This window comes from Dokdonia sp. R78006, from assembly GCF_042466145.1.
GTDB lineage: Bacteria > Bacteroidota > Bacteroidia > Flavobacteriales > Flavobacteriaceae > Dokdonia.
Map to the genome: position 1 here is coordinate 332,545 of NZ_JAXHBU010000001.1, position 24,174 is coordinate 356,718.

23 protein-coding genes are annotated in these 24,174 nt (G+C 37.5%); 5 read left to right on the forward strand and 18 right to left on the reverse strand.

What is annotated here, in order from left to right; translation table 11 throughout:
- Positions 1 to 14: 14 nt before the first annotated feature.
- Positions 15 to 728 (reverse strand): DNA repair protein RadC, encoded by a 714-nt coding sequence (radC, locus tag SJY37_RS01600; protein ID WP_379952718.1) that lies wholly within the window; start codon positions 726 to 728, stop codon positions 15 to 17.
- A 198-nt stretch (positions 729 to 926) separates the two neighbouring features.
- On the opposite strand from radC, the gene SJY37_RS01605 reads away from it, so the two are divergent.
- The 3 genes from SJY37_RS01605 (at position 927) to SJY37_RS01615 (ending at position 3,930) form a co-directional block, all read left to right on the forward strand.
- Complete coding sequence (locus SJY37_RS01605; protein ID WP_108876891.1) at positions 927 to 1,544, forward strand: MarC family protein; 618 nt, start codon at positions 927 to 929, stop codon at positions 1,542 to 1,544.
- A gap of 34 nt (positions 1,545 to 1,578) precedes the next feature.
- Positions 1,579 to 2,742: an ATP-grasp domain-containing protein gene (locus SJY37_RS01610; RefSeq protein WP_379952719.1), complete on the forward strand. Its 1,164-nt coding sequence runs from the start codon at positions 1,579 to 1,581 to the stop codon at positions 2,740 to 2,742.
- Between the two features lie 117 nt (positions 2,743 to 2,859).
- Entirely contained in the window at positions 2,860 to 3,930 is a 1,071-nt protein-coding gene (locus SJY37_RS01615) for an L-dopachrome tautomerase-related protein (RefSeq protein WP_379952721.1), read from the forward strand.
- Positions 3,931 to 4,015: 85 nt separating this feature from the next.
- On the opposite strand, the gene asnB is transcribed toward SJY37_RS01615, so the two are convergent.
- Positions 4,016 to 5,683: an asparagine synthase B gene (asnB, locus tag SJY37_RS01620; RefSeq protein WP_298328973.1), complete on the reverse strand. Its 1,668-nt coding sequence runs from the start codon at positions 5,681 to 5,683 to the stop codon at positions 4,016 to 4,018.
- Between the two features lie 257 nt (positions 5,684 to 5,940).
- On the opposite strand from asnB, the gene SJY37_RS01625 reads away from it, so the two are divergent.
- Positions 5,941 to 6,477, forward strand: a complete 537-nt coding sequence (locus SJY37_RS01625) for a DUF2911 domain-containing protein (RefSeq protein WP_298328976.1) — start codon at positions 5,941 to 5,943, stop codon at positions 6,475 to 6,477.
- 123 nt (positions 6,478 to 6,600) lie between these two features.
- On the opposite strand, the gene SJY37_RS01630 is transcribed toward SJY37_RS01625, so the two are convergent.
- From SJY37_RS01630 to SJY37_RS01695, 14 genes are all read right to left on the reverse strand, one after another.
- A complete protein-coding gene (locus SJY37_RS01630; RefSeq protein ID WP_298328978.1) occupies positions 6,601 to 7,131 on the reverse strand; it encodes a hypothetical protein in 531 nt (176 codons plus the stop codon).
- Positions 7,132 to 7,136: 5 nt separating this feature from the next.
- Positions 7,137 to 8,396: an asparagine synthetase B gene (locus tag SJY37_RS01635; RefSeq protein ID WP_298328981.1), complete on the reverse strand. Its 1,260-nt coding sequence runs from the start codon at positions 8,394 to 8,396 to the stop codon at positions 7,137 to 7,139.
- A gap of 95 nt (positions 8,397 to 8,491) precedes the next feature.
- Positions 8,492 to 10,234 carry an alkaline phosphatase gene (locus SJY37_RS01640; protein WP_298328983.1) on the reverse strand — a complete coding sequence of 581 codons (1,743 nt, stop codon included), beginning with the start codon at positions 10,232 to 10,234 and terminating at the stop codon, positions 8,492 to 8,494.
- A gap of 398 nt (positions 10,235 to 10,632) precedes the next feature.
- Complete coding sequence (gene dnaB, locus SJY37_RS01645) at positions 10,633 to 12,189, reverse strand: replicative DNA helicase (protein ID WP_298328985.1); 1,557 nt, start codon at positions 12,187 to 12,189, stop codon at positions 10,633 to 10,635.
- Positions 12,190 to 12,356: 167 nt separating this feature from the next.
- Complete coding sequence (locus tag SJY37_RS01650; RefSeq protein WP_298328989.1) at positions 12,357 to 13,310, reverse strand: acetyl-CoA carboxylase carboxyltransferase subunit alpha; 954 nt, start codon at positions 13,308 to 13,310, stop codon at positions 12,357 to 12,359.
- A gap of 80 nt (positions 13,311 to 13,390) precedes the next feature.
- Entirely contained in the window at positions 13,391 to 14,296 is a 906-nt protein-coding gene (locus SJY37_RS01655) for a DMT family transporter (RefSeq protein WP_298328991.1), read from the reverse strand.
- Positions 14,283 to 15,359 (reverse strand): LptF/LptG family permease, encoded by a 1,077-nt coding sequence (locus SJY37_RS01660; RefSeq protein WP_298328993.1) that lies wholly within the window; start codon positions 15,357 to 15,359, stop codon positions 14,283 to 14,285. The genes SJY37_RS01655 and SJY37_RS01660 overlap by 14 nt, the downstream gene beginning before the upstream one ends.
- Positions 15,360 to 16,490: a tRNA guanosine(34) transglycosylase Tgt gene (gene tgt / locus SJY37_RS01665; RefSeq protein WP_108876903.1), complete on the reverse strand. Its 1,131-nt coding sequence runs from the start codon at positions 16,488 to 16,490 to the stop codon at positions 15,360 to 15,362.
- Positions 16,491 to 16,570: 80 nt separating this feature from the next.
- Entirely contained in the window at positions 16,571 to 17,806 is a 1,236-nt protein-coding gene (locus SJY37_RS01670) for an NRAMP family divalent metal transporter (protein WP_298328997.1), read from the reverse strand.
- Positions 17,803 to 18,372 (reverse strand): RNA polymerase sigma factor, encoded by a 570-nt coding sequence (locus SJY37_RS01675; protein ID WP_013751284.1) that lies wholly within the window; start codon positions 18,370 to 18,372, stop codon positions 17,803 to 17,805. The genes SJY37_RS01670 and SJY37_RS01675 overlap by 4 nt, the downstream gene beginning before the upstream one ends.
- Complete coding sequence (locus tag SJY37_RS01680; protein ID WP_379952723.1) at positions 18,363 to 19,448, reverse strand: glycosyltransferase; 1,086 nt, start codon at positions 19,446 to 19,448, stop codon at positions 18,363 to 18,365. The genes SJY37_RS01675 and SJY37_RS01680 overlap by 10 nt, the downstream gene beginning before the upstream one ends.
- 42 nt (positions 19,449 to 19,490) lie before the next feature.
- A complete protein-coding gene (locus SJY37_RS01685) occupies positions 19,491 to 19,688 on the reverse strand; it encodes a hypothetical protein (protein WP_013751282.1) in 198 nt (65 codons plus the stop codon).
- 69 nt (positions 19,689 to 19,757) lie between these two features.
- A complete protein-coding gene (locus SJY37_RS01690; RefSeq protein ID WP_298329005.1) occupies positions 19,758 to 20,525 on the reverse strand; it encodes an anti-sigma factor in 768 nt (255 codons plus the stop codon).
- A complete protein-coding gene (locus tag SJY37_RS01695; RefSeq protein WP_298329007.1) occupies positions 20,522 to 21,076 on the reverse strand; it encodes an RNA polymerase sigma factor in 555 nt (184 codons plus the stop codon). Before SJY37_RS01695 ends, SJY37_RS01690 begins: the two co-directional genes overlap by 4 nt.
- Positions 21,077 to 21,199: 123 nt before the next feature.
- On the opposite strand from SJY37_RS01695, the gene SJY37_RS01700 reads away from it, so the two are divergent.
- On the forward strand, positions 21,200 to 21,712 hold the full coding sequence (locus SJY37_RS01700) for a fasciclin domain-containing protein (RefSeq protein WP_298329010.1): 513 nt from the start codon (positions 21,200 to 21,202) through the stop codon (positions 21,710 to 21,712).
- Positions 21,713 to 21,881: 169 nt separating this feature from the next.
- On the opposite strand, the gene murB is transcribed toward SJY37_RS01700, so the two are convergent.
- Both murB and SJY37_RS01710 read right to left on the reverse strand, forming a co-directional pair.
- The gene (gene murB / locus SJY37_RS01705) at positions 21,882 to 22,901 is read right to left on the reverse strand and encodes a UDP-N-acetylmuramate dehydrogenase (RefSeq protein WP_298329013.1); all 1,020 of its coding nucleotides are present in this window, start codon (positions 22,899 to 22,901) and stop codon (positions 21,882 to 21,884) included.
- A gap of 2 nt (positions 22,902 to 22,903) precedes the next feature.
- Complete coding sequence (locus tag SJY37_RS01710) at positions 22,904 to 24,094, reverse strand: pyridoxal phosphate-dependent aminotransferase (RefSeq protein WP_298329098.1); 1,191 nt, start codon at positions 24,092 to 24,094, stop codon at positions 22,904 to 22,906.
- Between the last annotated feature and the right edge of the window lie 80 nt (positions 24,095 to 24,174).

A 24,174-nucleotide genomic window follows, 5' to 3' on the forward strand; every position in this document is an offset into this window, starting at 1 on the left:
GAGGCGGGCAGTGATTATAGAATGCCGTCATCGGCAAAGCTAAAATACTGCTTTTCGGTCACAATAATATGGTCTAAGACTTGGATATCCAGACTCTGTGCAGCCGTTTTAAGTTTGGCAGTAAGTAGCTTATCTGCCTGTGATGGTTTCAATGTTCCAGAAGGGTGATTGTGCCCTAAAATCATACCGACAGCACTAAGCTCTATAGCCGTTTTCATGACTAACCTCACATCTACTAGCGTCCCCGTGAGTCCGCCTTTACTCACTTGATCTTTGCGCAACACCTTATTTGAATTATTTAAAAAAAGTACCCAGAATTCCTCATGCCCTAGCTCTCCTATTATTGGTTGTAAAATTTGATAAGCATCTTTTGAGGAAGAAATACGCTTTCGCGAAAGCGTCTCTCCACCACTTCTCCTTCTCCCTAGTTCTAGTGCAGCAGCAATAGTAACTGCCTTTGCCTCTCCTATTCCCTTAAATTTCATTAGATCTTTTACCGAAAATTTACCCAGCTCCGAAAGATTATTCTCGGCCTGTGAGAGAATGCGTTTACTTAATGCGACTGCGCTTTCTTCTCTAGAACCAGAACTTATCAAAATAGCGATTAACTCTGCATCAGATAACACTGACCGCCCTTTAATCATTAGTTTTTCTCGTGGTCTATCATCTTCAGACCAATTTTTTATAGAAATATAGGAAGCAGCGTCTGTGGATGTTTTTATAGCCATAAGCCTTAAATATAATGCTTTAGTCTGAATATCTGCATCTTAGCAAAAAATCGGGGTAAATTAAATTACAAGTACCACGTTAACAAAAAGGACACGTGATATTACAGCTGCACTATATTATTTACAAGCTGTTTTCCAATTTGAGAATATGAAGAATGAGAAAATGCTACATTTACAATTCATTATAAAAAGCGACAAATGTCTGAAATCATCACTTCCATTTTCTTCATTTTTGCAGTGATCGACCCTATAGGATCTATCCCTGTATATCTAGAGGCTACAAAAGAATTTGATTTACGTCACAAAAAGAAAATTGCTATTAGAGCTTCTGTGATAGCATTTTTAATACTCTTATTTTTTATTGTGATAGGGCAACTCATTCTTGAGGGCATGTCTGTTTCCTTAAATGCCTTCCAGATCTCTGGAGGTGTAATACTATTTCTATTTGCGCTGACTATGATTTTTGGCGATGGCAAACCAGAAGAAGAAAAGAGTAAAATAACAGATTATAAACACGTGACCATTTTCCCTATTGCTATACCATCTATTGCTTCACCTGGAGCAATTATGGCAGTGGTTTTGATGACAGATAATCACATTTACTCCATACAAGAGCAGTTTATAGCTACAGCGCTCGTGCTATTTGTGATAGGACTTACTTGCTTGATTTTACTTGGAGCAAATAAACTTCAAGAGCGCATAGGCAACTATGGGATTACAGTTATTAGTAAAATAATGGGACTCATCTTAGCCGCATATGCTGTACAAAGTATCTTGAGCGGGATAAGCGCTTATTTTGGAACCGCTACGGCTTAAAGTTTAATTAGAGTACCTCACAATAACCATCATTATGTTTTTAATAGATAAGCCATTTGCTTCAGATTTTCTTATTGCAACTATAAAGGAAAATAACTACCCCATTATTGCAACTCCAGTTGCGATGTCTATCATACAAGATGACACACTTAACTGGATTGATGAGCAGGATGCTATAACTGTCTATAACGATAATCCAGAGACAACGCTATACTCAAATTCAGAAAACGCGCTGGTATGGATAGAACAGCACCTGGGAGATAGCCAGCTTGCTCGACAAATAAATATCTTGAAGGATAAAGTCCAGTTTAGAGAACTTACAAAAAGCTTGTTTCCAGACTTTTATTTCCAAAAGCTTTCTCTAACAGATGTGCATCTTCTAGATGCCGAAACATTGAAATTTCCTTTTGTTATAAAACCTAGTGTTGGCTTTTTCAGTATAGGCGTTCATATTATTCAAGATCAACATGATTGGGAACAGGCAAAGAAAGAGCTACACCCAGAGAAGCTCAAAAGCATCTTTCCTAAAAATGTGCTGGACACCACATATTTCATTATTGAAGAATTTATTCAAGGAGAAGAATTTGCTATAGATTACTATCACAATGCAAATGGTGAGGTTGTAATCTTAAACATTTTACACCACCTATTCTCTTCTGGAAAAGACACTAGCGATCGCGTTTATTGCACCTCAAAAGATATTATCACCACACATAGTACTGCCATACATGAATTTCTAAACGCATTAGGACAAGAATTACAACTCAAGAATTTTCCTGCGCATGCAGAGATACGTATAGGTGCTTCTGGAAAGATCACTCCTATTGAGGTTAATCCGTTACGTTTTGGAGGATTTTGTACTACGGGTGACTCACTTGGTGTTACTGTAGATTTTAATTCTTATGTATGCTTTCGCGAAAGCAAAAAACCTAACTGGGACCAGATATTTAAAAGCAAGGAAGATAAAGTCTTTAGCATAATTATACTCGATAATAGCACGGGTATCCCTGCCGAAAACATCAAAAGTTTTGACTACAAGAAGATAGCTACAAAGTTTGAAAAACCAGTATTAGTAAGACCACTAGATATACATAGCTATCCTGTATTTGGATTTATTTTTACAGAGACAAATCCTGATAATGAGCGCGAACTCACAGATATCTTAACTTCTGATTTAAAAGAATACGTGACTACATGATCTGAACAAGGTTTCTTGAATTTTATAATAAGCCTAACACTTTCTATTCGCTAGGCGTAAATAGCCGTACTATCTTTGCAAGGTTAAAGAAGTACCATACATTATAAAACTCATATCATGAATAAAACAATACTATCGCTGCTAGTTATATTTTCTATAATAAGTTGCAAGAACGCTACAGAAACAAAAGAAGTACAGAAAACTCAAGAAAGCCCAGTAATCACTAAAGTAGCTTCTTTTACGGGACAACAAGTTACAGGTGTTACGGTAAGTAATGAAGGTAGAATATTTGCTAATTTCCCAAGATGGAGAAAAGGTGTAGAAAACTCTGTAGTTGAAGTATTAGAAAATAATGAATCGGCTGCATTCCCTAACGAACAGTGGAATACATGGGAAGATGGAAAAGAAGTTAATGATTCACTTTTTGTAGCGGTACAATCTGTAGTCGCTTTCAATAATGATTTATATGTAGTGGATACTCGTAATCCATTATTTGGTGGTGTGATTGACAACCCAAAAATCTTTGTATTTGATCTAACTACAAACTCATTAAAACGCACCTACACTATTACAGAAAGTAGCATCCATAAAGACTCATACATAAACGATGTGCGTATAGATGTAAAAAACAACAAAGCTTACTTTACAGACTCTGGACATGCAGGACTTGTAATTTTAGATCTTGAGTCTGGCGAATCTAAAAGAGTGCTTAATGAGCACACCTCAACACAAGCTGAAGTAAGCCAACTTACATTTCCTGATGGCAGTACTTGGGAGAACAAAGTACATTCTGATGGTATTGCATTAGATGTAAATAATGACATTTTATATTACCACGCACTAAGCGGTTATAGCTTATATGCTATCCCAACTTCAACACTTATTAATGGCACACAAGAAGATATAGAAAATAGCGTGTCTCTAGTTAAGAAAACAAGTGCACCAGACGGGATGATACTTGATGATGCTAGTAACCTTTACTTCGCGGACTTAGAGAATAATAAGGTGATGAAAATGGATACTAACACTAAAGAAGTATCTACACTTATTGAAGGTGACCAAGTGCGCTGGGCAGATACCTTTAGTATTTACAAAGGTGATTTATACTACACCAACTCTAGAATTAATGAAATTACAGGTCCTCTAGGAGATATGAAATTTACTATTAATAAAGTGAGTATTGATTAAATAAAAGCCTTTCAATTTCACACATTAAAAAACCGCTTTATCCTTTAAGATAAAGCGGTTTTTCTATTTAACAATTTACATATTCTTAATAAGCATCATCATGTACAAAAGCAACAGCTCTACCTGATGGATCATTCATATTTTTAAAAGCTTCATCCCATTCTAGTGCTGTAGGTGTACTACAAGCTACACTTGGCACAGAAGGCACACAGCGCGCTGCAGCATCACTCGGGAAGTGCTCTTCAAAAATAGTACGGTAGTAAAACTCTTCTTTGTTTTGAGGCGTATGGATAGGGAATCTATGATGAGCGTTTTCCATTTGGGTAGCACTCACAGCTTCATCTACTACTTCCTTAAGACTATCAATCCATGAATAACCTACACCGTCTGAAAATTGCTCCTTTTGTCTCCAGGCTACACTTTCTGGTAAATACTTTTCAAAGGCTTTACGCAAGATCCATTTTTCCATCTTACGCTCCTTAGTAATCATTTTATCTTGAGGGTTAAGACGCATAGCCACATCCATAAATTCTTTATCTAAGAAAGGAACACGCCCTTCTATTCCCCAGGCTGCAAGTGATTTATTTGCACGTAGACAGTCATACATGTGTAACTTATCTAGTTTACGCACAGTCTCCTCATGAAACTCTTTTGCATTTGGTGCTTTATGGAAGTATAAATATCCTCCAAAAATCTCATCTGCTCCTTCTCCTGAGAGTACCATTTTTACTCCCATAGATTTAATCACACGTGCCATTAAGTACATAGGCGTACTCGCTCTTATTGTGGTGATATCATATGTTTCTAGATGATAGATTACATCTCGTATAGCATCTAGCCCTTCTTGTATCGTAAACTCAATAGGGTGATGTACTGTCCCTATGTGATCTGCTACCACCTGAGCAGCTGCTAGATCTGGAGAACCTTTAAGTCCTATACTAAAAGAGTGTAACTGTGGCCACCACGCAGCTTGCTCATCACCAGATTCTATACGCTTTTCTGCATATAGCTTTGCAACTGCACTGGTGATTGAAGAATCTAAACCTCCAGAAAGTAATACCCCATAAGGCACATCACTCATAAGTTGGCGCTTTATAGATGCCGCAAGTGCATCGTGTAACTCTTCTATACTTGACTCGTTATCTTTTACGTTATCATATTCCATCCAGTCACGAGAGTACCAGCGTGTGAGCTCTCCTGTTACACTAGAGTAATAATGTCCTGGAGGAAATAATTCTATCTTAGAACAAACACCTTCTAGTGCCTTTAACTCAGAAGCTACATAAAAAGTCCCGTGCTGATCCCATCCCATATAGAGTGGAATAATCCCCATGTGATCACGGGCTACAAAATATTCATCTTTGGCTACGTCATATAACGCAAAGCCAAAAATCCCGTTGAGCTTGTCACAAAAGTCATGACCGTGTTCTTTATAAAGTGCGAGTATGATCTCACAATCTGATGCTGTTTGAAACTCGTAATCTCCAGTTAAGGTCTCACGTAATTCCTTATGGTTATATATCTCCCCATTTGCCGCAAGTACTAGACTCTTATCTTTTGAAAATAACGGTTGCTTTCCAGAAGCTGGATCTACTATAGACAGACGTTCGTGTGTCATGATGGCTTTATCATTATTAAAAACTCCATTCCAATCCGGTCCTCTGTGGCGGATTTTTTTTGACATTTCTAATAATTGAGGACGTAAATCTTCGGCTTTCTCCTTGAGATCAAAGGCACATACAATTCCACACATGATTTTATATATTTATTGTTATTAATAAGCCAAATATGCAATTATACTTCCTTTAATAAAACAATTACATCAATTACAGTTACATATTATAACTATAAATCTATTAAACGTATTAATATGAAGTTATACGCTTTCGCGAAAGCGTACTTCTAAAACATTTTGAAAGTTTTAGCACTTTTGTGAGACTTACAGCATAACTTTGAAGGAGCCTTGAGAGCTATTTCAAGACTAATTAACTCTTAAACACAATTACTATTATGAAAAAGTTTTTTATGACTGCTATGGTGGCACTAGCATTTGTTGCTGCACCATCTGTAACTGCACAAGATTTTAATGTAGATAAAAGCCCAATGGATCAAGCGGCTTTTCCATCTAATTACAAGGAATCAAATAAGCTAGTAAAAGTAACATATAGCCGCCCTCAGCTTAAAGAGCGTGAGCTTTCAAAACTTGCTCCAGACGGTAAAGTATGGAGACTAGGTGCAAATGAAGCAGCAGAGATTACTCTTTACAAGGATATGAAACTAGGAACGACGCCAGTAAAAGCAGGAACGTACACAATGTATGCAATGCCTAATGGTGCTGAGTGGACCATCATTTTAAGCTCTGACCTTAATGTATGGGGATCTTACTTTTATAAAGAAGCAAATGATGTAGCTCGTATCACGGTTCCAGTAACACAAGCAGATGAGTCTATTGAGTATTTTGGAATGGAATTCACACCTGTAGATCAAGGAGCTCACCTTCACATGGCGTGGGGTAATGCTCGTGTAGAAGTACCTTTCTACAACTAAGCATAAGCTTTAGGCTTTAGGCTTTAGGCTTTAGGCTTTAGGCTTTAGGCTAAGAAACAGAAAACTGGATTCTCAAGAATGAGAATCCAGTTTTTTTATGTGTTAGAATGTGTATCTAGTTTTCTATTCTTCAAAATCTCCTCTTAACCATCTTGCAACTTTAAGCTCCCACTGTACTTCTTTCATATGGTCAATCGAGTGGTTTGTTTCTTTATCAAATAATTGCTGAGTAGCGATACGCTCTTCCTCTACTTCTTTATAAAGCATTTTTATTTCTTCAAGACTATTTGATGTAAACGTAAACGCGGCTACTTTATCTTCAAGCTTACGTGCATACACTTCTGTAATATTAAAATGTGTTTGCTCATGAGCCAGAAGATGCTTACTCTTTTCTTGATGTCGCACCCATGAGTACTCCGGATAGAAATGAGCCGTGACTGTAAGACTTTCTTTGTCTATATAACCATCGCTGTTAGAAGCATATCCCTGACTAAGACCCGTGCTAGAACTAGCAGCCCATCGTTCTAAAGAATCTGGTGTTCCTTTAAAATCTGACCATTGCAGTACTCGCTGGCTATGCCAAGCAAGTCGCTCTGGAGCATCAGAGACAGACACAAAGGCTATTGCAAATAGTATGATAAATACTCTACTCAATATAATTAGGTTTTTTGTTTTTTCTTACGCGCTGCTGGAAACAGTACATTATTTAATATCAAACGATAACCAGGCGAGTTAGGATGTAGTTCTAACTCTGTCTTAGGATCACCTACTCTGTGCCGATAATCTTCTGGGTCGTGACCTCCATAGAACGTAAAGAAACCTTTTCCTTTAATCCCGTGGATATATCTTGCCTCACCGTTAGTCAGGTTTTCACCCATTACTAGCACATTAGACTTGATAGTCTCTGGATCATAACTTGTAGTCTGTCCCATAAATCCTTTTACAAGAGCCGTATGATTTTGACAAAGCATCGTAGGAATAGGATCCCATTTTGCACTGTAATCTTTTAAGGTAAAATAATCTGTTTGAAAAAGAATCTTACGTTTACTCGTCATATCTATAGACGAAAACTCGTAGGTAGTAGGAGAACGCTCTAGGGTATAGTTTTTAAAAGCAAATGTTTTCTGGAAGTCTATTTTTGAAGTATATCCTGGTTCGCTAGGATCTCCGTCAAACATTGGCTCGCAAATATCTACTCCCTCGGCAGAGAGGGCAATATCGAAACTATCTGTTGCACTACACATAGCAAACATAAAGCCTCCACCCACAACATAGTCTCGTATTTTAAGAGCTACATCGCCTTTTTCTTTTGATACTTTATCGTAACCTAATTTGGTAGCAAGTGCTTCGGCTGCTTTTTTCTCTTCTATATACCAAGGCGAGGCGCGGTAAGAGCCATAGAATTTTCCAAACTGTCCCGTAAAATCTTCGTGATGTAAGTGTAACCAATCATATAAAATAAGCTGATCACTTAGTACTTCTGTATCGTAAATCGTAGTATAAGGTATCTCTGCATAGGTAAGCACCATGGTCACGGCATCATCCCAAGGCACCTTACTGTCTGGCGTGTAAACAGCAATTTTTGGTGCTTTTTCTAATACAATTGCTTCCATATTCTGAGAAGGACTCGCTATTTCTGTTAGAATTTGCTCCGTTTGTCCGTCTGATAATACTTCATAAGAGACACCACGTATGGTACACTCGCGGCGTACCTCTTCGGTATCTGGTAGCAAGAAAGAGCCGCCTCTATAGTTTAGTAACCATTTTACTTTTTGGTTTTTATCAAGTGACCAGTACGTGATTCCATATGCTTTAAGATGCTCCCTTTGAGTCTCTATATCCATAGGGATAAGGATATATGACGCTTTCGCGAAAGCGAAATTCAATATCAAAAAGGATAAAATAAGTAGTTTCTTCATTGTCAATTTTATAACGTTGAAATTACAAAAATCGTGCACAAAAAAAACCCTTATATAATAATAAGGGTTCTAATCATTGATTTACTCTGGTTTAACTAAAAACTCTCAGAAAAACCCATGTGTGCTATATAATTTGAAGAAGCAATCGTATCAATAAAAATCCAATCTGACTGCACTCCAGAACCACTTAAAGTTACTTTAAGATAGCCACGCTCAGTTGCATTAAAGTAATTAAGTCCATCTATAAGAATGGTCATTGCTTGTTGGAACCCTGTAATTGTAGCTGCATCACCTCCTAAAATACCTTCAAAACCAGGCGAACTAACAGAAGCTGTTGCAAGCTCCTTACCAACAGCAGTTCCATCTTGCAGGGTAAGATCATTATACCACGCATTATGTGTATCTCCCGCAAGAACAACCACATCTTTCCCTACAAAGCTATTCATTAACTCTTCTCGTTCTACTAAGTATCCATCCCAAGCATCAAGGTTATAAGGAATGGTATTAGACACACGTCCTATTTCTTGGGTAGTAAGCGTTGGATCATTTGCTTGTACACGTAGTTTAAGCGTTACCAGCTCGGTAAGCTGCGCTTGAAAAAAAGCTGTAGTTCCGGCAGACACCGATCCTGTTGCTCCTATTTCTCCTAAAATGGTTCCTATTGTAATGATAAGCTCTGCCGGTATAAACATTTTTCCCATAAGCACCTGCTGCCCTATTACTTGATACTTTGAAGAACTATTTGCTAGGGCACTCTGGAACCAACTCTTTTGTTGTGCGCCTAGCATACTACGGTTAGGATCTACTAGATCTTCACCAAATGCAGTAAAATCAAAACTACCAGTACTCCCAAAATAGTTATTAAAATCTAGTTGCTTATCACGACCTATTAATCGAGTATCAAGCATAATTAAATCTGCAAGATCTCCTATCTTAAAACTTCTATATATGATATTTACATCATTTGTCATTGCTGGTAAATACTCGCTATATGCTTGGAGTGCTGCCTGCTTGCGAGTTTCAAAATCACCTTCGTTATCTTGATGATTTTGGGCTCCATCTTGATAAGTGTCATTTGTAATCTCGTGATCATCCCACACGGCAATAAACGGTTTTTTTTGATGTGCTAATTGTAGTCCAGCATCACTGCGATATTGACGATATCTCTGGCGATAATCATCAAGACTTACGATTTCATGATTAGGCTCGGGAACTCTACCTAATGCAACTGTATTCTCATTTGTTCCATATTGATTCTCTCCGTACTCGTAAATATAATCTCCCAAGTGGACTATGATATCTACGTCAGAATTTCCAAGAGCGTCATATACATTAAAAAGCCCAGCTGCATAGTTTGCACAAGAAACTACTCCCATAGATACTGCATCAAGGCCACTCGATGGTAAAGTAATAGTCTCTCCTATTACAGAAATAGTGTTATCTTCTAGGTTTGCAAAGCGATAATATAAATTTTGACCTGCCTCAAGATCTTGTACCTCAACACTAACTGTAAAGTCACGGCTACTGTCTGTAATTACCTCACCACTTCTTACGATAGTATTAAAATTTATATCTGTACTTAATTCATAAGTAATCGTTGCCTGACTTGCATCTGTTGTATAATGTGTCCAGATAATAACCTGATTACTAGTAGGGTCAAAACTTGCTACGCCAAGTTCAAAATTAGATGTCGTTAGGTTATCTGGTATGATCGCATTATTCAACGTTAGATCATCATCATTAGAACAGCTTATAAAGTTAGGAATCAATATTATACCGCCAGTAGCTAGCAATGTATTTCTTAGAAAAAGTCTCCTTTTATTAGATGGATTACTCATAAAAATATGTGTTTGATTTTGTGACACATAATTAAAGTTCATCCTTAAAGTCTGAGTTATTCTAAAGTTAAAGTAGTTTTATGAAACCAAGTGGTATGTTATTTTAACATTAGTATACTACATCAAACGGTGTGGCTAGGTTAAGAATATAGACACACCTCATGTGCAATTCAACAGACTTGAAATAAGGGATGAATCAAAAAATGTACATATTTTGTGCGGAGAAATAAATAGCACGATCATTTAGAAACCTGGAATTTGAGATACTTCCCTTGCGTTTATCTGCAACTCTAGTGTGATGATTTATAACGCTTTCGCGAAAGCGTAATTTAACGCAAGAAAACACGAAAGCCCCAATAGCAATACTATTGAGGCTTTTTCTATAATTATATCATTTTCTAAAAAGGAACATCGTCATCCTCATTCTCACTTGGGAGTCCTGGTGGTGGGCCTCCAAAGGCATCATCTGCACTAGGTAGTGCATTAGGATTAAAAGTATCATCATTTGCGGCAGCATTCATACTACTTGCAAACTCGTATGGCGTAGAGAAGTCATCAAGGTTGTCAAACTTACCTAAGTGACCAACGAACTTAAGACGTATGTTATCAAGACCACCGTTACGGTGCTTTGCTACAATAAACTCTCCTTGTCCTTCTGTTGGGCTGCGTTCATCATCATCCCATTCTTCAATTTTATAGTATTCTGGACGGTAGATAAAAGATACAATATCTGCATCCTGCTCGATCGCTCCAGATTCACGAAGGTCAGAAAGTAAAGGCCTTTTACTACCTCCACGCGTCTCCACCGCACGTGATAGCTGTGACAGCGCAATTACTGGTATAGAAAGTTCCTTTGCAAGTGCTTTAAGGTTACGAGAAATCATCGAGATTTCTTGCTCTCGGTTACCTCCACCCTTTTGAGAAGAACCACCCGTCATTAACTGCAGGTAATCAATCATTATTATTTTAATCCCAAACTGTGATGCGAGACGTCTTGCCTTTGCACGTAAGTCAAAAATAGAAAGCGATGGTGTATCATCAATAAATAAAGGGGCTTTCTCTAAGCTTTTTACTTTCACATTGAGCTGCTCCCATTCATGCTTCTCTAACTTTCCTGTTCTTAGTTTTTCTGAAGATAATCCCGTTTCTGACGAAATCAAACGAGTAATCAACTGTACTGAAGACATCTCCAGTGAGAAGAATGCTACCGGTATATTTTGATCTACCGCCATGTTACGAGCCATCGTAAGTGTCATCGCTGTTTTACCCATACCTGGACGAGCTGCAACGATAATTAAATCTGATGGTTGCCATCCTGAGGTAAGCTCATCTACCTTATGAAAACCAGTAGGAATACCTGATAATCCCTCTTGATTTGCTATCTCTTCAATTCGCTTTTTTGCTTGTATTACAAGGTTCTGAGCACTCTCGGAACTACGTTTTACGTTTCCTTGAGTTACCTCATACAGTTTTGTTTCTGCAGTATCTAGAAGATCAAATACATCTGTAGTTTCATCATACGCCTCTTCTATAATTTCATTAGAAATTTTAATGAGTGAACGCTGTATAAACTTCTGTAAGATGATACGAGCGTGATACTCTATGTGGGCAGAAGAAGCTACTTTTTGAGTGAGTTGGATAAGGTAATAATCACCTCCAGCTACATCCAGCTTACCCATCTTCTTAAGTTGCTCAGAAACAGTTAATAAGTCGACTGGTTGCCCTTCTTCAAAGAGCACTCTTATCGCCTCAAAAATATGTCTATGCTGATCTTTATAAAAAACCTCTGGTGATAAGATGTCAATTACTTCATCTACACCTTTCTTGTCAATCATAAGCGCTCCAAGCACAACAACCTCAAGATCAATTGCTTGCGGTGGTATTTTCCCTTTTTCAAGGCTAATTACTTGACCTTTAGAAGTGTTATATGCTGGCTTCGGCTTAGTTTGTTCCATAGCTACGAAAGTAAATAAATAGTTATGCGAGATACGCTTTCGCAAAAGCGTAGTACTCACAGGTCATTAACAATTGAACTGTTAATAACTAGAAAATATTGTTAATAAGGGTAAAAAAATCCGCACTGGAAAAGCGCGGATTATGGCATCAAGTGAAAAAGGTCTTGTTAGCCTTTGAAGACTCCCATTTCTGAATATTTATTCATCCTTTGTTCCACCAGTTCTGTTGGTGATAAGTTCTTAAATTCGTCAAAAGCTTTTAATATTGATTCTTTTACAGTAAGAAAAGCCTCTGGACGGTTTGCATGTGCTCCGCCTAATGGTTCCTTTACAATCTCATCAATAAGCTTTTGTTTTTTCATATCTGTAGCAGTAAGTTTTAAAGCCTCTGCTGCTTGTTCTTTATACTCCCAGCTTCTCCATAAAATTGAAGAACATGACTCTGGTGAGATTACAGAATACCAAGTATTCTCAAGCATCAATACTTTATTACCAACGCCTATTCCTAAGGCTCCACCACTTGCTCCTTCACCTATAATTATTACGATGATAGGCACTTTAAGACGTGTCATTTCAAGAATGTTACGGGCGATAGCTTCTCCTTGTCCACGCTCTTCTGCCTCTAGACCTGGGTATGCTCCTGGTGTATCTACAATAGAAACTACAGGTACTCCAAACTTTTCGGCACTTTTCATAAGACGTAACGCCTTACGATATCCTTCTGGGTTTGCCATACCGAAGTTACGGTACTGTCTTGTTTTTGTGTTATATCCCTTTTGCTGGCCAATGAACATAAATGACTGATCACCTATCTTTCCTAGGCCACCTATCATTGCTTTATCATCTTTTACATTGCGATCTCCATGAAGCTCTAAAAAGGTATCACCACAGATAGCGTTTATGTAATCTAATGTATAAGGACGATTAGGGTGTCTTGATAATTGAACACGCTGCCAAGCGGTAAGATTTTTATAAATATCCTTTTTGGCTGCGGCTAGTTTTTTTTCTATTTGCTTACAAGTCTGGGTAACGTCTACATCACTCTCTTGGCCTATTAAGGCACATTTTTCCAGTTGCTCTTCAAGCTCTTTGATGGGTAATTCGAAATCTAAATATTCCATTCTCAAGGTTTTAAGACGCGCAAAGGCGCTTTACTTTCGGTTAGGTATAGTCTACAAATATAATGGTTTTCTTAAGAGACTCAAGCCTCTTTAACAGCCTTGAATTTTTTACTATTCTTAAGCACTCCATTAGCAATAACTACAGCGAGTATTACAAGCGCGCCATAGTAAAATTCTGTACTCATTTGTTCTGCATCTCCTAGCACTAGAAAGGCTAGTAATATTCCATATACTGGTTCAAGATTAATGGTAAGCATGATTGTATACGGACTTAAATGTTTCATTACCGCTACAGCCGCTATAAAGGCATATGCTGTACATACAGAGGAAAGTACCCCCATATAAACCCAATCCATAGTAGGTAGAGCAAAAAACTGTGCAGAAAAGAATGTATCTGGCCTTGCAACCACAAGATAGACTGTCACACACAGACTCCCAATGAGTAACTCGTAAAAAGATATTTTTGTAGGATGATGATTTTCTATAAACTTCCCATTTATCAACGTAAATACTGCCGATAAAAATGCGGAAAGCAAAGCCAACAATATACCAGTTTGATATGCTGTCTCTACTTCAAAAATAACGTAAAGTGCACCTACAACGATAGCACCAAATAAAAGCTCATACCAGATTACCTTACGTTTATAGAATATAGGTTCGAGTAAAGCTGTAAAGAATGCTCCTGTACTCATCATTGCAAGGGTAATGGAAACATTAGATTCCTTAATAGCTCCAAAGAAAGTAAGCCAGTGTACCGCAATGACTAGTCCTGCAATTGCAAAACCTATTAATGTTTTACGTGGTACAGCGAGAGATACTCCACGTATCTTTATAAAAGCAAATATTAATATACTTGCAAGTCCCATTCTAAACCATACTAATGGAACAGCATCTATAGTTATAAGTGCTCCAAGTACTGCTGTAAATCCCCAAATAAATACTATCAGGTGAAAATGAAGGTATGCCTTAAGCTTATCGTTTTGCATTGCGTAGAAGATATACTGCTAGTATAGCAAAAAGTATGTTAGGTGTCCACACAGCAATTAACGGTGGAAAATCTGATTGTTCTGCAAGTGTTCCAAAAACTTTATCAAAGAATATAAAAACAAAAGCAAGCACAATTCCAAAGGCAAGGTTGATACCCATCCCTCCACGACGCTTCATAGCGCTTACAGCTACTGCTATAATTGTGAGTATGTAAGCTGCGACAGGTAAACTATAGCGTTTTTGTAAAGTCACTTCATAACGACTTATGTAAGAAGATCCTCTTGACTTTTCCTTTGCAATAAACTCTCTTAATTCTGGAGTACTCAAGGTCTCTGCAATATATTCTACAGGCGTTAGGTCATCCATATCAAAATTGAATACCGTATCTAATTTTGCTTTACTTTCTAGAATATCACCGTTCTCTGTAATCGTTCTCTTCTTAAAACTATTTAAGGTATAAGTAGTATCCTCTTCATTATATCTAATACGTGTAGCACTCATTTTGTAAGTCATCTTATTGCCTTCAAAATGCTCCCAAGTAAAATTACGCCCAGTCTTAGTACGTGGTGTAAAACTGCTTACATAGATATAATCTCCTGTATCAATCTGTCGATAAACGTTTTGTGTATCTCGATCTTTTTTATTCTTCTTTAGGTATTCAAAAATGAATTCGTTGTAGCCTTTATTTGCACGAGGAGCAAGATAAGTCCCTAAGAAAAAAGCACCTGCACAAACTATGGTCGCCCCTATTATATATGGTCTTAAGAATCTATAAAAGGATACTCCACTACTCAAGAAGGCAATAACCTCCGTATTGTTTGCCAGTTTTGAGGTAAACCAAATGACCGACAAAAACAGAAATAAAGGAAAAAGAAGATTTGCAAAGTATATTGTAAAATTGAGATAATATAAAGCCACCTCACCAAAAGGAACTTCGTTTGCCAAGATTTTATCAATCTTCTCTGCAAGGTTTACAATGATACCTATAGGTATAAACAGCACAAGCATCGTGACAAATGTCCCGATGTATCGCTTTACTATATACCAATCTAGAATCTTCAATTATAAACGATTATCCATTTGTTTTACCATCATTTCTTTCCAAGTCACAAAGTCTCCTGCAATAATATGCTTGCGAGCTTCGCGTACTAACCACATGTAAAATCCTAAATTGTGGATGGTTGCGATTTGCATTCCTAATAACTCATGACATTTGAACAGGTGACGAAGATAGGCTTTACTATATTCTGTATCTACCCAAGTAAGTCCCATTTCATCTATAGGAGAGAAATCATCCTCCCATTTCAGGTTTTTAATGTTTATACTACCGTAGGCAGTAAATAACATTCCGTTACGAGCATTTCTTGTAGGCATCACACAGTCAAACATATCTACACCTAACGCAATATTCTCTAAAATATTTATAGGAGTACCTACTCCCATTAAATATCTAGGCTTATCCTTAGGTAATATAGCAGTCACAACCTCTGTCATCCCATACATTTCTTCTGCTGGCTCTCCTACAGAGAGTCCACCTATGGCATTTCCAAAAGCACCTGCATTTGCAATATATTCGGCAGATTGAGCTCTTAAGTCCTTATACGTACTTCCTTGTACAATAGGAAATAATGCTTGCTCATGACCGTATAATGCTGGGATTTTATTAAAATGATTAATACAACGATCTAACCATCTATGCGTCATATGCATAGACCTCTTTGCATAACGGTAATCACACGGATATGGTGTACACTCATCAAATGCCATCATAATATCTGCACCTATCTGGCGCTGAATTTCCATCACATTTTCTGGTGTAAACAAGTGCATAGACCCATCTACGTGAGACTTAAAACGCACTCCTTCCTCCTTAATCTTACGTCTATTAGAAAGAGAGTATACTTGATACCCACCACTATCTGTAAGAATAGGTCGATCCCAGTTCATAAACTTATGTAACCCACCTGCCTTCTGCATAATGTCCATCTTAGGACGTAAGTACAAATGATAGGTATTACCTAATATAATATCTGGATTAATATCTTCTCTAAGCTCGCGCTGGTGTACACCCTTTACAGATGCTACCGTACCTACGGGCATAAAAATAGGCGTCTCAATGACACCGTGATCTGTTGTAAGTTTTCCTGCTCTCGCTTGAGATGCAGGATCTGTTGTAAGTAAGTCAAATTGCATAAGAGGCAAAGATATAACTTAGATACAATTTAAAATGAAAGTTGTAACGTCATTTTAAAGGTTAAAAAAGCCTCAGCATATTAAAACAATGTAATAACATACCAGATACTGAAGCCTAACAAAGCAATTATACTCACAATACTGAGCAAATTCATGCCTTTAGAGAGCCTCGCTTCTTTAGGAATACTTTTGTCCTTAAAGGATAAATAGTTGCAAATGGCATAAAATGGAGCGGTAAGAAAGGATAATATGGTCGCCAGTTTTACAAGAGCTCCCATCTCGCTTATTAAGAAAAATAATATGCCGCAGGTTCCAAGAATTAAGACGATTAAATAAAACAAGTACCCTCGTTTTTTAAAACCAAAACCTAATAATGAGGTGGTAGCTTCTAGCGCTCTAGGAGACGCATCTAATGTAGTAAGTGTGGTGCTAAACATTGTTGTAAATGCAGCCAAACCAATAAGCAAGGTTGCCCAGTCTCCCAGACTTGCTGTATACATATTGATAAGTTGGCCTGCAAAAACACCTCCCCTTGGAGAAAAAGTCTCTCCAGTGCCAAACATGACTAACGCTCCTAAAGTCATAAAGCAAATACCCAGCACTACCGCACCAGCATACCCTATATTAAAATCAAAAATTGAATTGCGCATTGCATCCTTACCCGTATCTCTCTTTTCTAGTGTCCATAATGAATGCCATATAGAAATATCAAGTGGCGCTGGCATCCACCCCATAAAGGCAATTAGAAATGCCACAGCTGCTCCTTCGGTTGGTATAATTTGGAGCAAGTTTGCCGGAGTTCCCATTCCTTGATTAGTTACGCTTTCGCGAAAAGCAAAAAAGACAGCCACCAGCGTACTTATAGTGAGTGTGATAATAATCACCTTCATTAGTTTATCGAGAATCCTATACTTTCCTATTGCTAGTATTGCAGCACACAGTATTGTAATTGCGACACTCCATATCGCGACGTCATTAGTTATTCCAAAAAGCTGAACAGCTATTCCTGCAGTTACAATAGTTACTGCTGTCTGAATAGTAAACATAGTGGCTAGCGTCAAAAAGAAATAAACCCACAAAACAGGTTTGCCTAACTTCATATAACCGACTAACAAACTATTCCCAGTTGCCGAGGCATACCTAGGCCCAAACTGAAAGAAGGGATATTTTATAATATTGACAAGAATCAAAGCCCACAATAGACCAAAGCCAAAATCGGCGCCTGCTCTGGTGCTTTGTACAAGATGAGAAACCCCAATAGCTGCACCAGCAAATAATAATCCTGGCCCTAACTTTTTAAAGGGTATAGCTTTCAATTATCTTCCGTTTTAATTACATCTGCGAGTAATCTACGAGCACGTAGAAGCTTGACTTTTACATTACTCATAGGCTCTTCAAGATATTCTGCCATTTCTTTATAGCTCATTTCTTGAAAGTAACGCAAATTAATGATTTCCTGATAATGAGGCTTCAAGGTTTTAATATAAGCTAGTAATTCAGATAAATTCTGCTCCTTTATGAGTACATCTTCTGGAGATGGATTTAAGTCTGCAACTTTCTTTACTCGCTCGTCATCACGATCAGAAATATGAGATCGTATAGAAGACTCCTTCTTCCGAATTATATCAATGTGTATATTTTTTGATATAGTAATTAACCATGTGGCAAACCTATACTCTTCTTTATAGGTATCTATTTTTGAAAAGGCTTTGGAAAACGTCTGGATGGTTATATCCTCTGCATCATAAGCATTTTTAGTACGCTTGAGTTGGAATCCATATACTTCACTCCAAAAGGAATTAAGCAAAAAATTGAAAGCACTTTGCTTTCCTTCTTTTGCTCGGGATATTTCTAGAATAATTTTTTCGGGGGTTACTTCCACCGTGTGGGTTTTGTGATAAGGTTACTGATAAAGATACTCATTTGCACACATACCAACGTAATCTCGTAAATAGGGTATAAATAAGTCAAATCTTTTTCTTGCAAACGCGCAGCGCTACAACCTACAGTAATCCATGCACATAAATAACGTACACCAATAATGAGCGCTACCCACTGCCAGTTAAACTGAGTTACAAGAAGGGCAATTGCTCCTACCAAGAACAAACACTGACTTATATAAAATAGCGCTAGCAATGATTTCTCAAGAAATTTATAGTGTACTGCAGTGCTTATATGCCTGCGCTTTTGAGTTATCCAACTTGCAAAAGTTTTCTTAGGAGTAGAAATTGTAAATGATTCTGGAGAAAACTGTATCGCTGTATTCTTACGTGTGCTTGCCTCGTTTACAAACAGGTCGTCATCACCACTTTGAATTTTAATGTGGTTGATAAATCCCTTTTGCTCATAAAAAACATCTGACGTATACGCTAGGTTACGACCAACGCCCATGTAAGGTCTACCCGCTTTTGCCCAACTAAAATATTGCAAAGCAGACATCAAAGTTTCAAATCTTATAAGCTTATTAATCCAAGATCCTTTAATTTTCTCATAAGCTCCATAACCTAACACAATTTCCTTTTCTTCACTAAAGGAAGAGGCCATGTGCTGTAACCAGTGATTTGATGCTGGAACACAATCTGCATCTGTAAATAACATGTGCTTATGCTGTGCTCGTTTTATCCCAAGCGTAAGTGCGTATTTTTTATTACCCCAGAAAGTCTCATTATTCACCACATTTACTTGCTGTACATTTACATTGGCCAGTTTAAATGCTTCCATAATATCTTCTGTATCATCAGAAGATGCGTCATTAATTAAAATAACTTCAAATTCTGGATAGTCTTGAGATAGTATTTTTGGGATATTTTTTTGAAGATTTGCCGACTCATTTTTGGCACAAACTATTACCGAAACTGGAGGAAGCGAACTTGTATTGGTATTAGAAATTTTCGCGAAAGCGAATAACCAATAGAAAACATAAAAAGTCACGTTAATAAACGTGACTCCTATAAACATATAAAAAAGTAGTGTGAAAATTTGTTCCAACAGATAGAGGTCTTATTTCTCTACAGAACAGTCACCCATTTCTTCGGGCATTTTACCGCACATACCGCAAGCCTCACCACTCTTATTAAGAAAAGGACTTTGACTAGCGCAGGTACCTGCAAATTTACCATCTTTTTTTGCCCAAATTTTGATTGCAATACCTGCTACAGATAGTGCAAGAAGGGCTAGTGTTATTAATAGTAACTCCATGACAATTATTTTGCACAAAGATACAGAAAGGCATTAGGAAGTAAAAGTTTTTTAAAGGAAGGAAAGTGCTTAGTTATTCTCAAAACTTATAGTAGCAACTTCATTTGCTTGTGTTGCTTCTTTACTCCCACCCTTAGGTTCTATCGTAATATTAATACTCGCCATACGTTCCTCATAAGGAATCTCTACAAGGTTATCTTTTGTAACCTTAAGAATATCTAGAGGAACTAGTGTTCCATCTACAGATGCCCACATCTGGTATACTTGCTCGTCTGGAAGTTCAGGCAACGTATTTACGTGTATGTATGAGCGCTGCTCTAGCTCGTTAACGTAAGCAACAGCCTCTAGTCGCTGTGCACGTACATTACCTTGTAAAATGTATTTCTGGGTTGATGTATTATTAAGAATCATAAATTGCTCCTCTACAGATTGTAACATCTCTCTGTTTGAAACGATATCATCATTTAAGTTTTCAAGCAGGTTTGATGTAAACCTTCTATCATCTAGCAACTCTTGATTTTGCTTATAAATCATAATAGCAACTAGCCCAAAAAATGCAGCAATCATACATGCAGTAATGGCAAGGATAGGCAAAGCACGCTTAGGCTTATTCCTTGCTACATTTACGATTGTAGCACGCAACTCCTCAGGAACTTTAACAGCATAGGATGCCGCATAATTCTCAAGATTTTCTTGTAATTCTATATAGGTTTGCTTCACCTCTGGATACTTAGCTATATAATGCTCAGCTTCCTGAGACTCTATAGGCGAAGTAGTTCCCATAAGGTAACGCTCTAATAAATCGCTCTCTAAAAATTGTGAAACTCTATCACTCATAACATACTGATCATAAAAAATAATACTCCAAACAGTTTACGCAGTTCTCGTAGGCCTATTTTTAACCTAGACTTCACAGTACCTAACGGTATGTTCAGCTCTTCACTTGCCTCTTGCTGGGTCATTCCTTGAAAAAACAATGCATCAATTACTACTCTGTATTTATCTTCAAGTCCATTTGCATGTTCTTGAATATCCATATGCTCTATTGCCAGCGAGGTAGACTGTAAATGATATACGTTTGAATCGTTTGTTTGGACTTCTTTATTCATTTTTCTTTTACGACTACGCACCTTGTCTATAGCCGTGTTTTGAACTACTCTAAAAAGCCAGGTAAACAGACGCGCTTTATCTGCGTCATACTTATGTGCGTTTTTCCAAATTTTGACAAATGATTCTTGCAATACGTCTTGAGCAAGCTCCTCATCATGGGTCACTTTAATCGCAACACCATACAGAGCATCTGCATAGTTGTCATATAATAACCCTATAGCACGCTCATCTCCAGCCTTAAGGAGTTCTACAATATGTTTTTCGACAAATGTCTTCAAAAAGTAAGTTTTTCTTGAATTAACAAAATCTTAAGAATACAATTCCATCCCGCACTTCAAGTTAGTGCGTATAATTAAGAAAGGAAAAGATTTTACTATAAACTCTGTAAACAACGTATTATTATGAAACTCAAAAATATAATTTTAATTGCAGTAATTTCATTCTTTTCCTTGAGCAGTTATGCACAATCGGACATAGTAGACATCATCTTACATTCTGAAAATCACACAACATTTACCGCAACAGTAAAAGCGGCAAATCTTGTTTCTACTCTCAAAGAAAAAGGTTCATATACCGTATTTGCACCTACCAATGAAGCATTTGACAAACTTGAACAAGGAAAACTACAATCCCTCTTACAACCAGAAAATAAAGCTATACTATCCACTACGCTTACCTATCACGTAATACCAGCTTATTTGACCGCAAATAACATTGTTGACCAAATAAAGATAGGAGACGGCACCTTTAAAATGACAACCGTTGCTGGCAATATTCTCACAACCTCTATTAAAGATGGCAATGTAATACTCACAGACAGCTCAGGGAATATTGCAACAATCACTGCTACAGATTTAAAAGGATCTAACGGTATCGTCCATGTAGTTGATGGAGTAATGATCCCTGATAATTAGAATTACCTAAAGTCTAGTTTAGTTGAGAGAGCCCTATGCGAGTGGGGCTTTTTTTTACGCTTTCGCGAAAAAAGTAGAAATCACAAAAAGGTAGAAATGGAAAAAGAGCAGCTATTGGGCTGCTCTTTCTTTATGTGAAAAATTATATTCTTATCTAATTCTTTTGACCTTAAATCACATTCACCTCTGGAACAATCTTTATCCCAAACATTTCATTTACGGCTGCTTGAATTTTCATAGCAACACCCCAAACATCTTCTCCGGTTGCATTCCCATGATTAACTAACACAAGTGCTTGCTTATCATGTACACCCGCATCTCCAAATCTTTTTCCCTTAAAACCTGCTTGTTCGATGAGCCATCCTGCTGGAACTTTGATTTGCTCATTACCTATCGGATAAAAAGGTATTTCGGTATGCTCTTTTCTGAGTTCGGTAAACTGAGCTTGAGAGATTACTGGGTTTTTAAAAAATGATCCGCTATTTCCTATCTTTTTAGGATCTGGCAACTTAGACTGGCGTATCTCTATAACCGCGTTTGAGATATCTACTAAGGTGGGGTTTGTTATTTCTTTCGCTTTAAGCGTGTCATAAATAGCGCCGTACTCTGTATTTATTTTATGATTCTTCTTTGTGAGTTTAAAAGTCACCGACGTAATTACATATTGATCTTTGAGCTCATTTTTAAACACAGAATCTCTATATCCAAAAGCACAATCTTCAAGTGTAAAAACACGTTCCTGTTGTGTAGCTCTATGCACTGCCTCACATGAGTAAAAAGTATCTTTTAATTCTACTCCGTAAGCACCTATATTTTGAATAGGTGATGTTCCCACATTACCTGGGATAAGAGATAGATTTTCAACACCTCCTAGGTCGTGATTTACACAGTACAATACAAACTCGTGCCAGTTTTCTCCTCCAGCTACCTTAAGCAAGATCTCATCTTCAGTAAATGTATCATCTACCACTTCAATACTCTTAAGGTCACAATGAATCACTAGCCTATCGACATCTTTAGTGAGAAGCATATTACTCCCTCCTCCTATTATAAAAGGATTAAGATATGCATCATCTGCAAGCAATTCTTTTAAGGCATCAATAGAAGAAACGCTCGCAAAAAAGCGAGCGTTTACGTCTATACCAAAGGTATTATACTTCTTAAGTGATACGTTTTCTAGTACCTCCATTATTAATCTTGATATTGCTCTAGAGCAACTTTTAAAATAGCCACAGCATCTTTTAAGTGGCTTTCTTCTAGCACATAAGCGATACGTACTTGGTTAAGACCTACGTTTTCACTACTGTAAAATCCAGCTGCTGGAGCTACCATTATTGTTCTTCCATCTAAGTCAAAAGACTCAAGTAACCACTGTGCAAAAGCATCTGCATTTTTTATTGGAAGCTCTGCGATACAGTAAAATGCTCCTTTAGGCTTTGCTACTTTTACTCCCGGTATAGCTTCTAGTCCCGCTACAAGAATATCTCTACGAGACACATACTCTTCAATCACATCGTCAAAGTAACTTTGCGGAGTATCTAATGCTGCCTCAGATGCTATTTGTGCAAATGTAGGAGGACTCAAACGTGCTTGTGCAAACTTCATAGCCGTACTCATAAGTTCTTTGTTGCGACTTACGATACACCCTATACGAGCTCCACACATAGAAAAACGCTTTGACACAGAATCTATCATGATTGCATGATTATCTATATCTCGCTCTTTCATTACTGAGTGATGCTGGTGACCATCATAAGCAAACTCACGATACACCTCGTCTGCAATAAGAAATAGATCATGCTTTTTAACTAGCTCTGCTAGTTGGCGTATTTCTTCTTGAGAATATAAATACCCTGTTGGATTCCCAGGATTACAAATAACGATTGCCTTTGTCTTGTCTGATATCAGTTTTTCAAAATCTGAAATAGGAGGCAATGCAAATCCTTCTTCTAATGTAGATATAACAGGAACTACCGTCACGCCACTTGCAGTCGCAAATCCGTTGTAGTTTGCATAGAAAGGCTCTGGAATGATAATTTCATCACCTGGATCTGTAACACTTCCCATTGCAAACAACAATGCTTCAGAACCTCCTGTAGAAATGATTATCTCTTCTGAGGTCACATCAATACCGTGATTACTGTAATAAGAAGCAAGTTTATCTCTGTAAGATTGAAATCCTGCACTATGACTATAAGCAAGCACCTCGAGATCATTATTTTTTACCGCATCAAGCGCTACTTGTGGCGTTTTGATATCTGGCTGACCAATGTTAAGTTGGTAAATTTTTATTCCTCGAGCTTTGGCCGCATCGGCAAATGGTACGAGTTTACGTATAGGTGATTGAGGCATTGCTAGCCCCTTCTTTGATATTGCTGGCATAATGTATTTTTCTTTATACAAAAATGCGGAATTTATTGGTGTTTTTAAAGCGTGTGGAAGGGTATTTTGCTTTCGCGAAA

What these genes read in the sequence shown, in the direction of transcription:
- radC (WP_379952718.1), bottom strand. Translation starts at nt 728, where the DNA reads ATGGCTATAAAAACATCCACAGACGCTGCTTCCTATATTTCTATAAAA.
- SJY37_RS01605 (WP_108876891.1), top strand. Translation starts at nt 927, where the DNA reads ATGTCTGAAATCATCACTTCCATTTTCTTCATTTTTGCAGTGATCGAC.
- SJY37_RS01610 (WP_379952719.1), top strand. Translation starts at nt 1,579, where the DNA reads ATGTTTTTAATAGATAAGCCATTTGCTTCAGATTTTCTTATTGCAACT.
- SJY37_RS01615 (WP_379952721.1), top strand. Translation starts at nt 2,860, where the DNA reads ATGAATAAAACAATACTATCGCTGCTAGTTATATTTTCTATAATAAGT.
- asnB (WP_298328973.1), bottom strand. Translation starts at nt 5,683, where the DNA reads ATGTGTGGAATTGTATGTGCCTTTGATCTCAAGGAGAAAGCCGAAGAT.
- SJY37_RS01625 (WP_298328976.1), top strand. Translation starts at nt 5,941, where the DNA reads ATGAAAAAGTTTTTTATGACTGCTATGGTGGCACTAGCATTTGTTGCT.
- SJY37_RS01635 (WP_298328981.1), bottom strand. Translation starts at nt 8,396, where the DNA reads ATGAAGAAACTACTTATTTTATCCTTTTTGATATTGAATTTCGCTTTC.
- SJY37_RS01640 (WP_298328983.1), bottom strand. Translation starts at nt 10,234, where the DNA reads ATGAGTAATCCATCTAATAAAAGGAGACTTTTTCTAAGAAATACATTG.
- dnaB (WP_298328985.1), bottom strand. Translation starts at nt 12,189, where the DNA reads ATGGAACAAACTAAGCCGAAGCCAGCATATAACACTTCTAAAGGTCAA.
- SJY37_RS01650 (WP_298328989.1), bottom strand. Translation starts at nt 13,310, where the DNA reads ATGGAATATTTAGATTTCGAATTACCCATCAAAGAGCTTGAAGAGCAA.
- SJY37_RS01655 (WP_298328991.1), bottom strand. Translation starts at nt 14,296, where the DNA reads ATGCAAAACGATAAGCTTAAGGCATACCTTCATTTTCACCTGATAGTA.
- tgt (WP_108876903.1), bottom strand. Translation starts at nt 16,490, where the DNA reads ATGCAATTTGACTTACTTACAACAGATCCTGCATCTCAAGCGAGAGCA.
- SJY37_RS01680 (WP_379952723.1), bottom strand. Translation starts at nt 19,448, where the DNA reads ATGTTTATAGGAGTCACGTTTATTAACGTGACTTTTTATGTTTTCTAT.
- SJY37_RS01685 (WP_013751282.1), bottom strand. Translation starts at nt 19,688, where the DNA reads ATGGAGTTACTATTAATAACACTAGCCCTTCTTGCACTATCTGTAGCA.
- SJY37_RS01690 (WP_298329005.1), bottom strand. Translation starts at nt 20,525, where the DNA reads ATGAGTGATAGAGTTTCACAATTTTTAGAGAGCGATTTATTAGAGCGT.
- SJY37_RS01700 (WP_298329010.1), top strand. Translation starts at nt 21,200, where the DNA reads ATGAAACTCAAAAATATAATTTTAATTGCAGTAATTTCATTCTTTTCC.
- murB (WP_298329013.1), bottom strand. Translation starts at nt 22,901, where the DNA reads ATGGAGGTACTAGAAAACGTATCACTTAAGAAGTATAATACCTTTGGT.
- SJY37_RS01710 (WP_298329098.1), bottom strand. Translation starts at nt 24,094, where the DNA reads ATGCCAGCAATATCAAAGAAGGGGCTAGCAATGCCTCAATCACCTATA.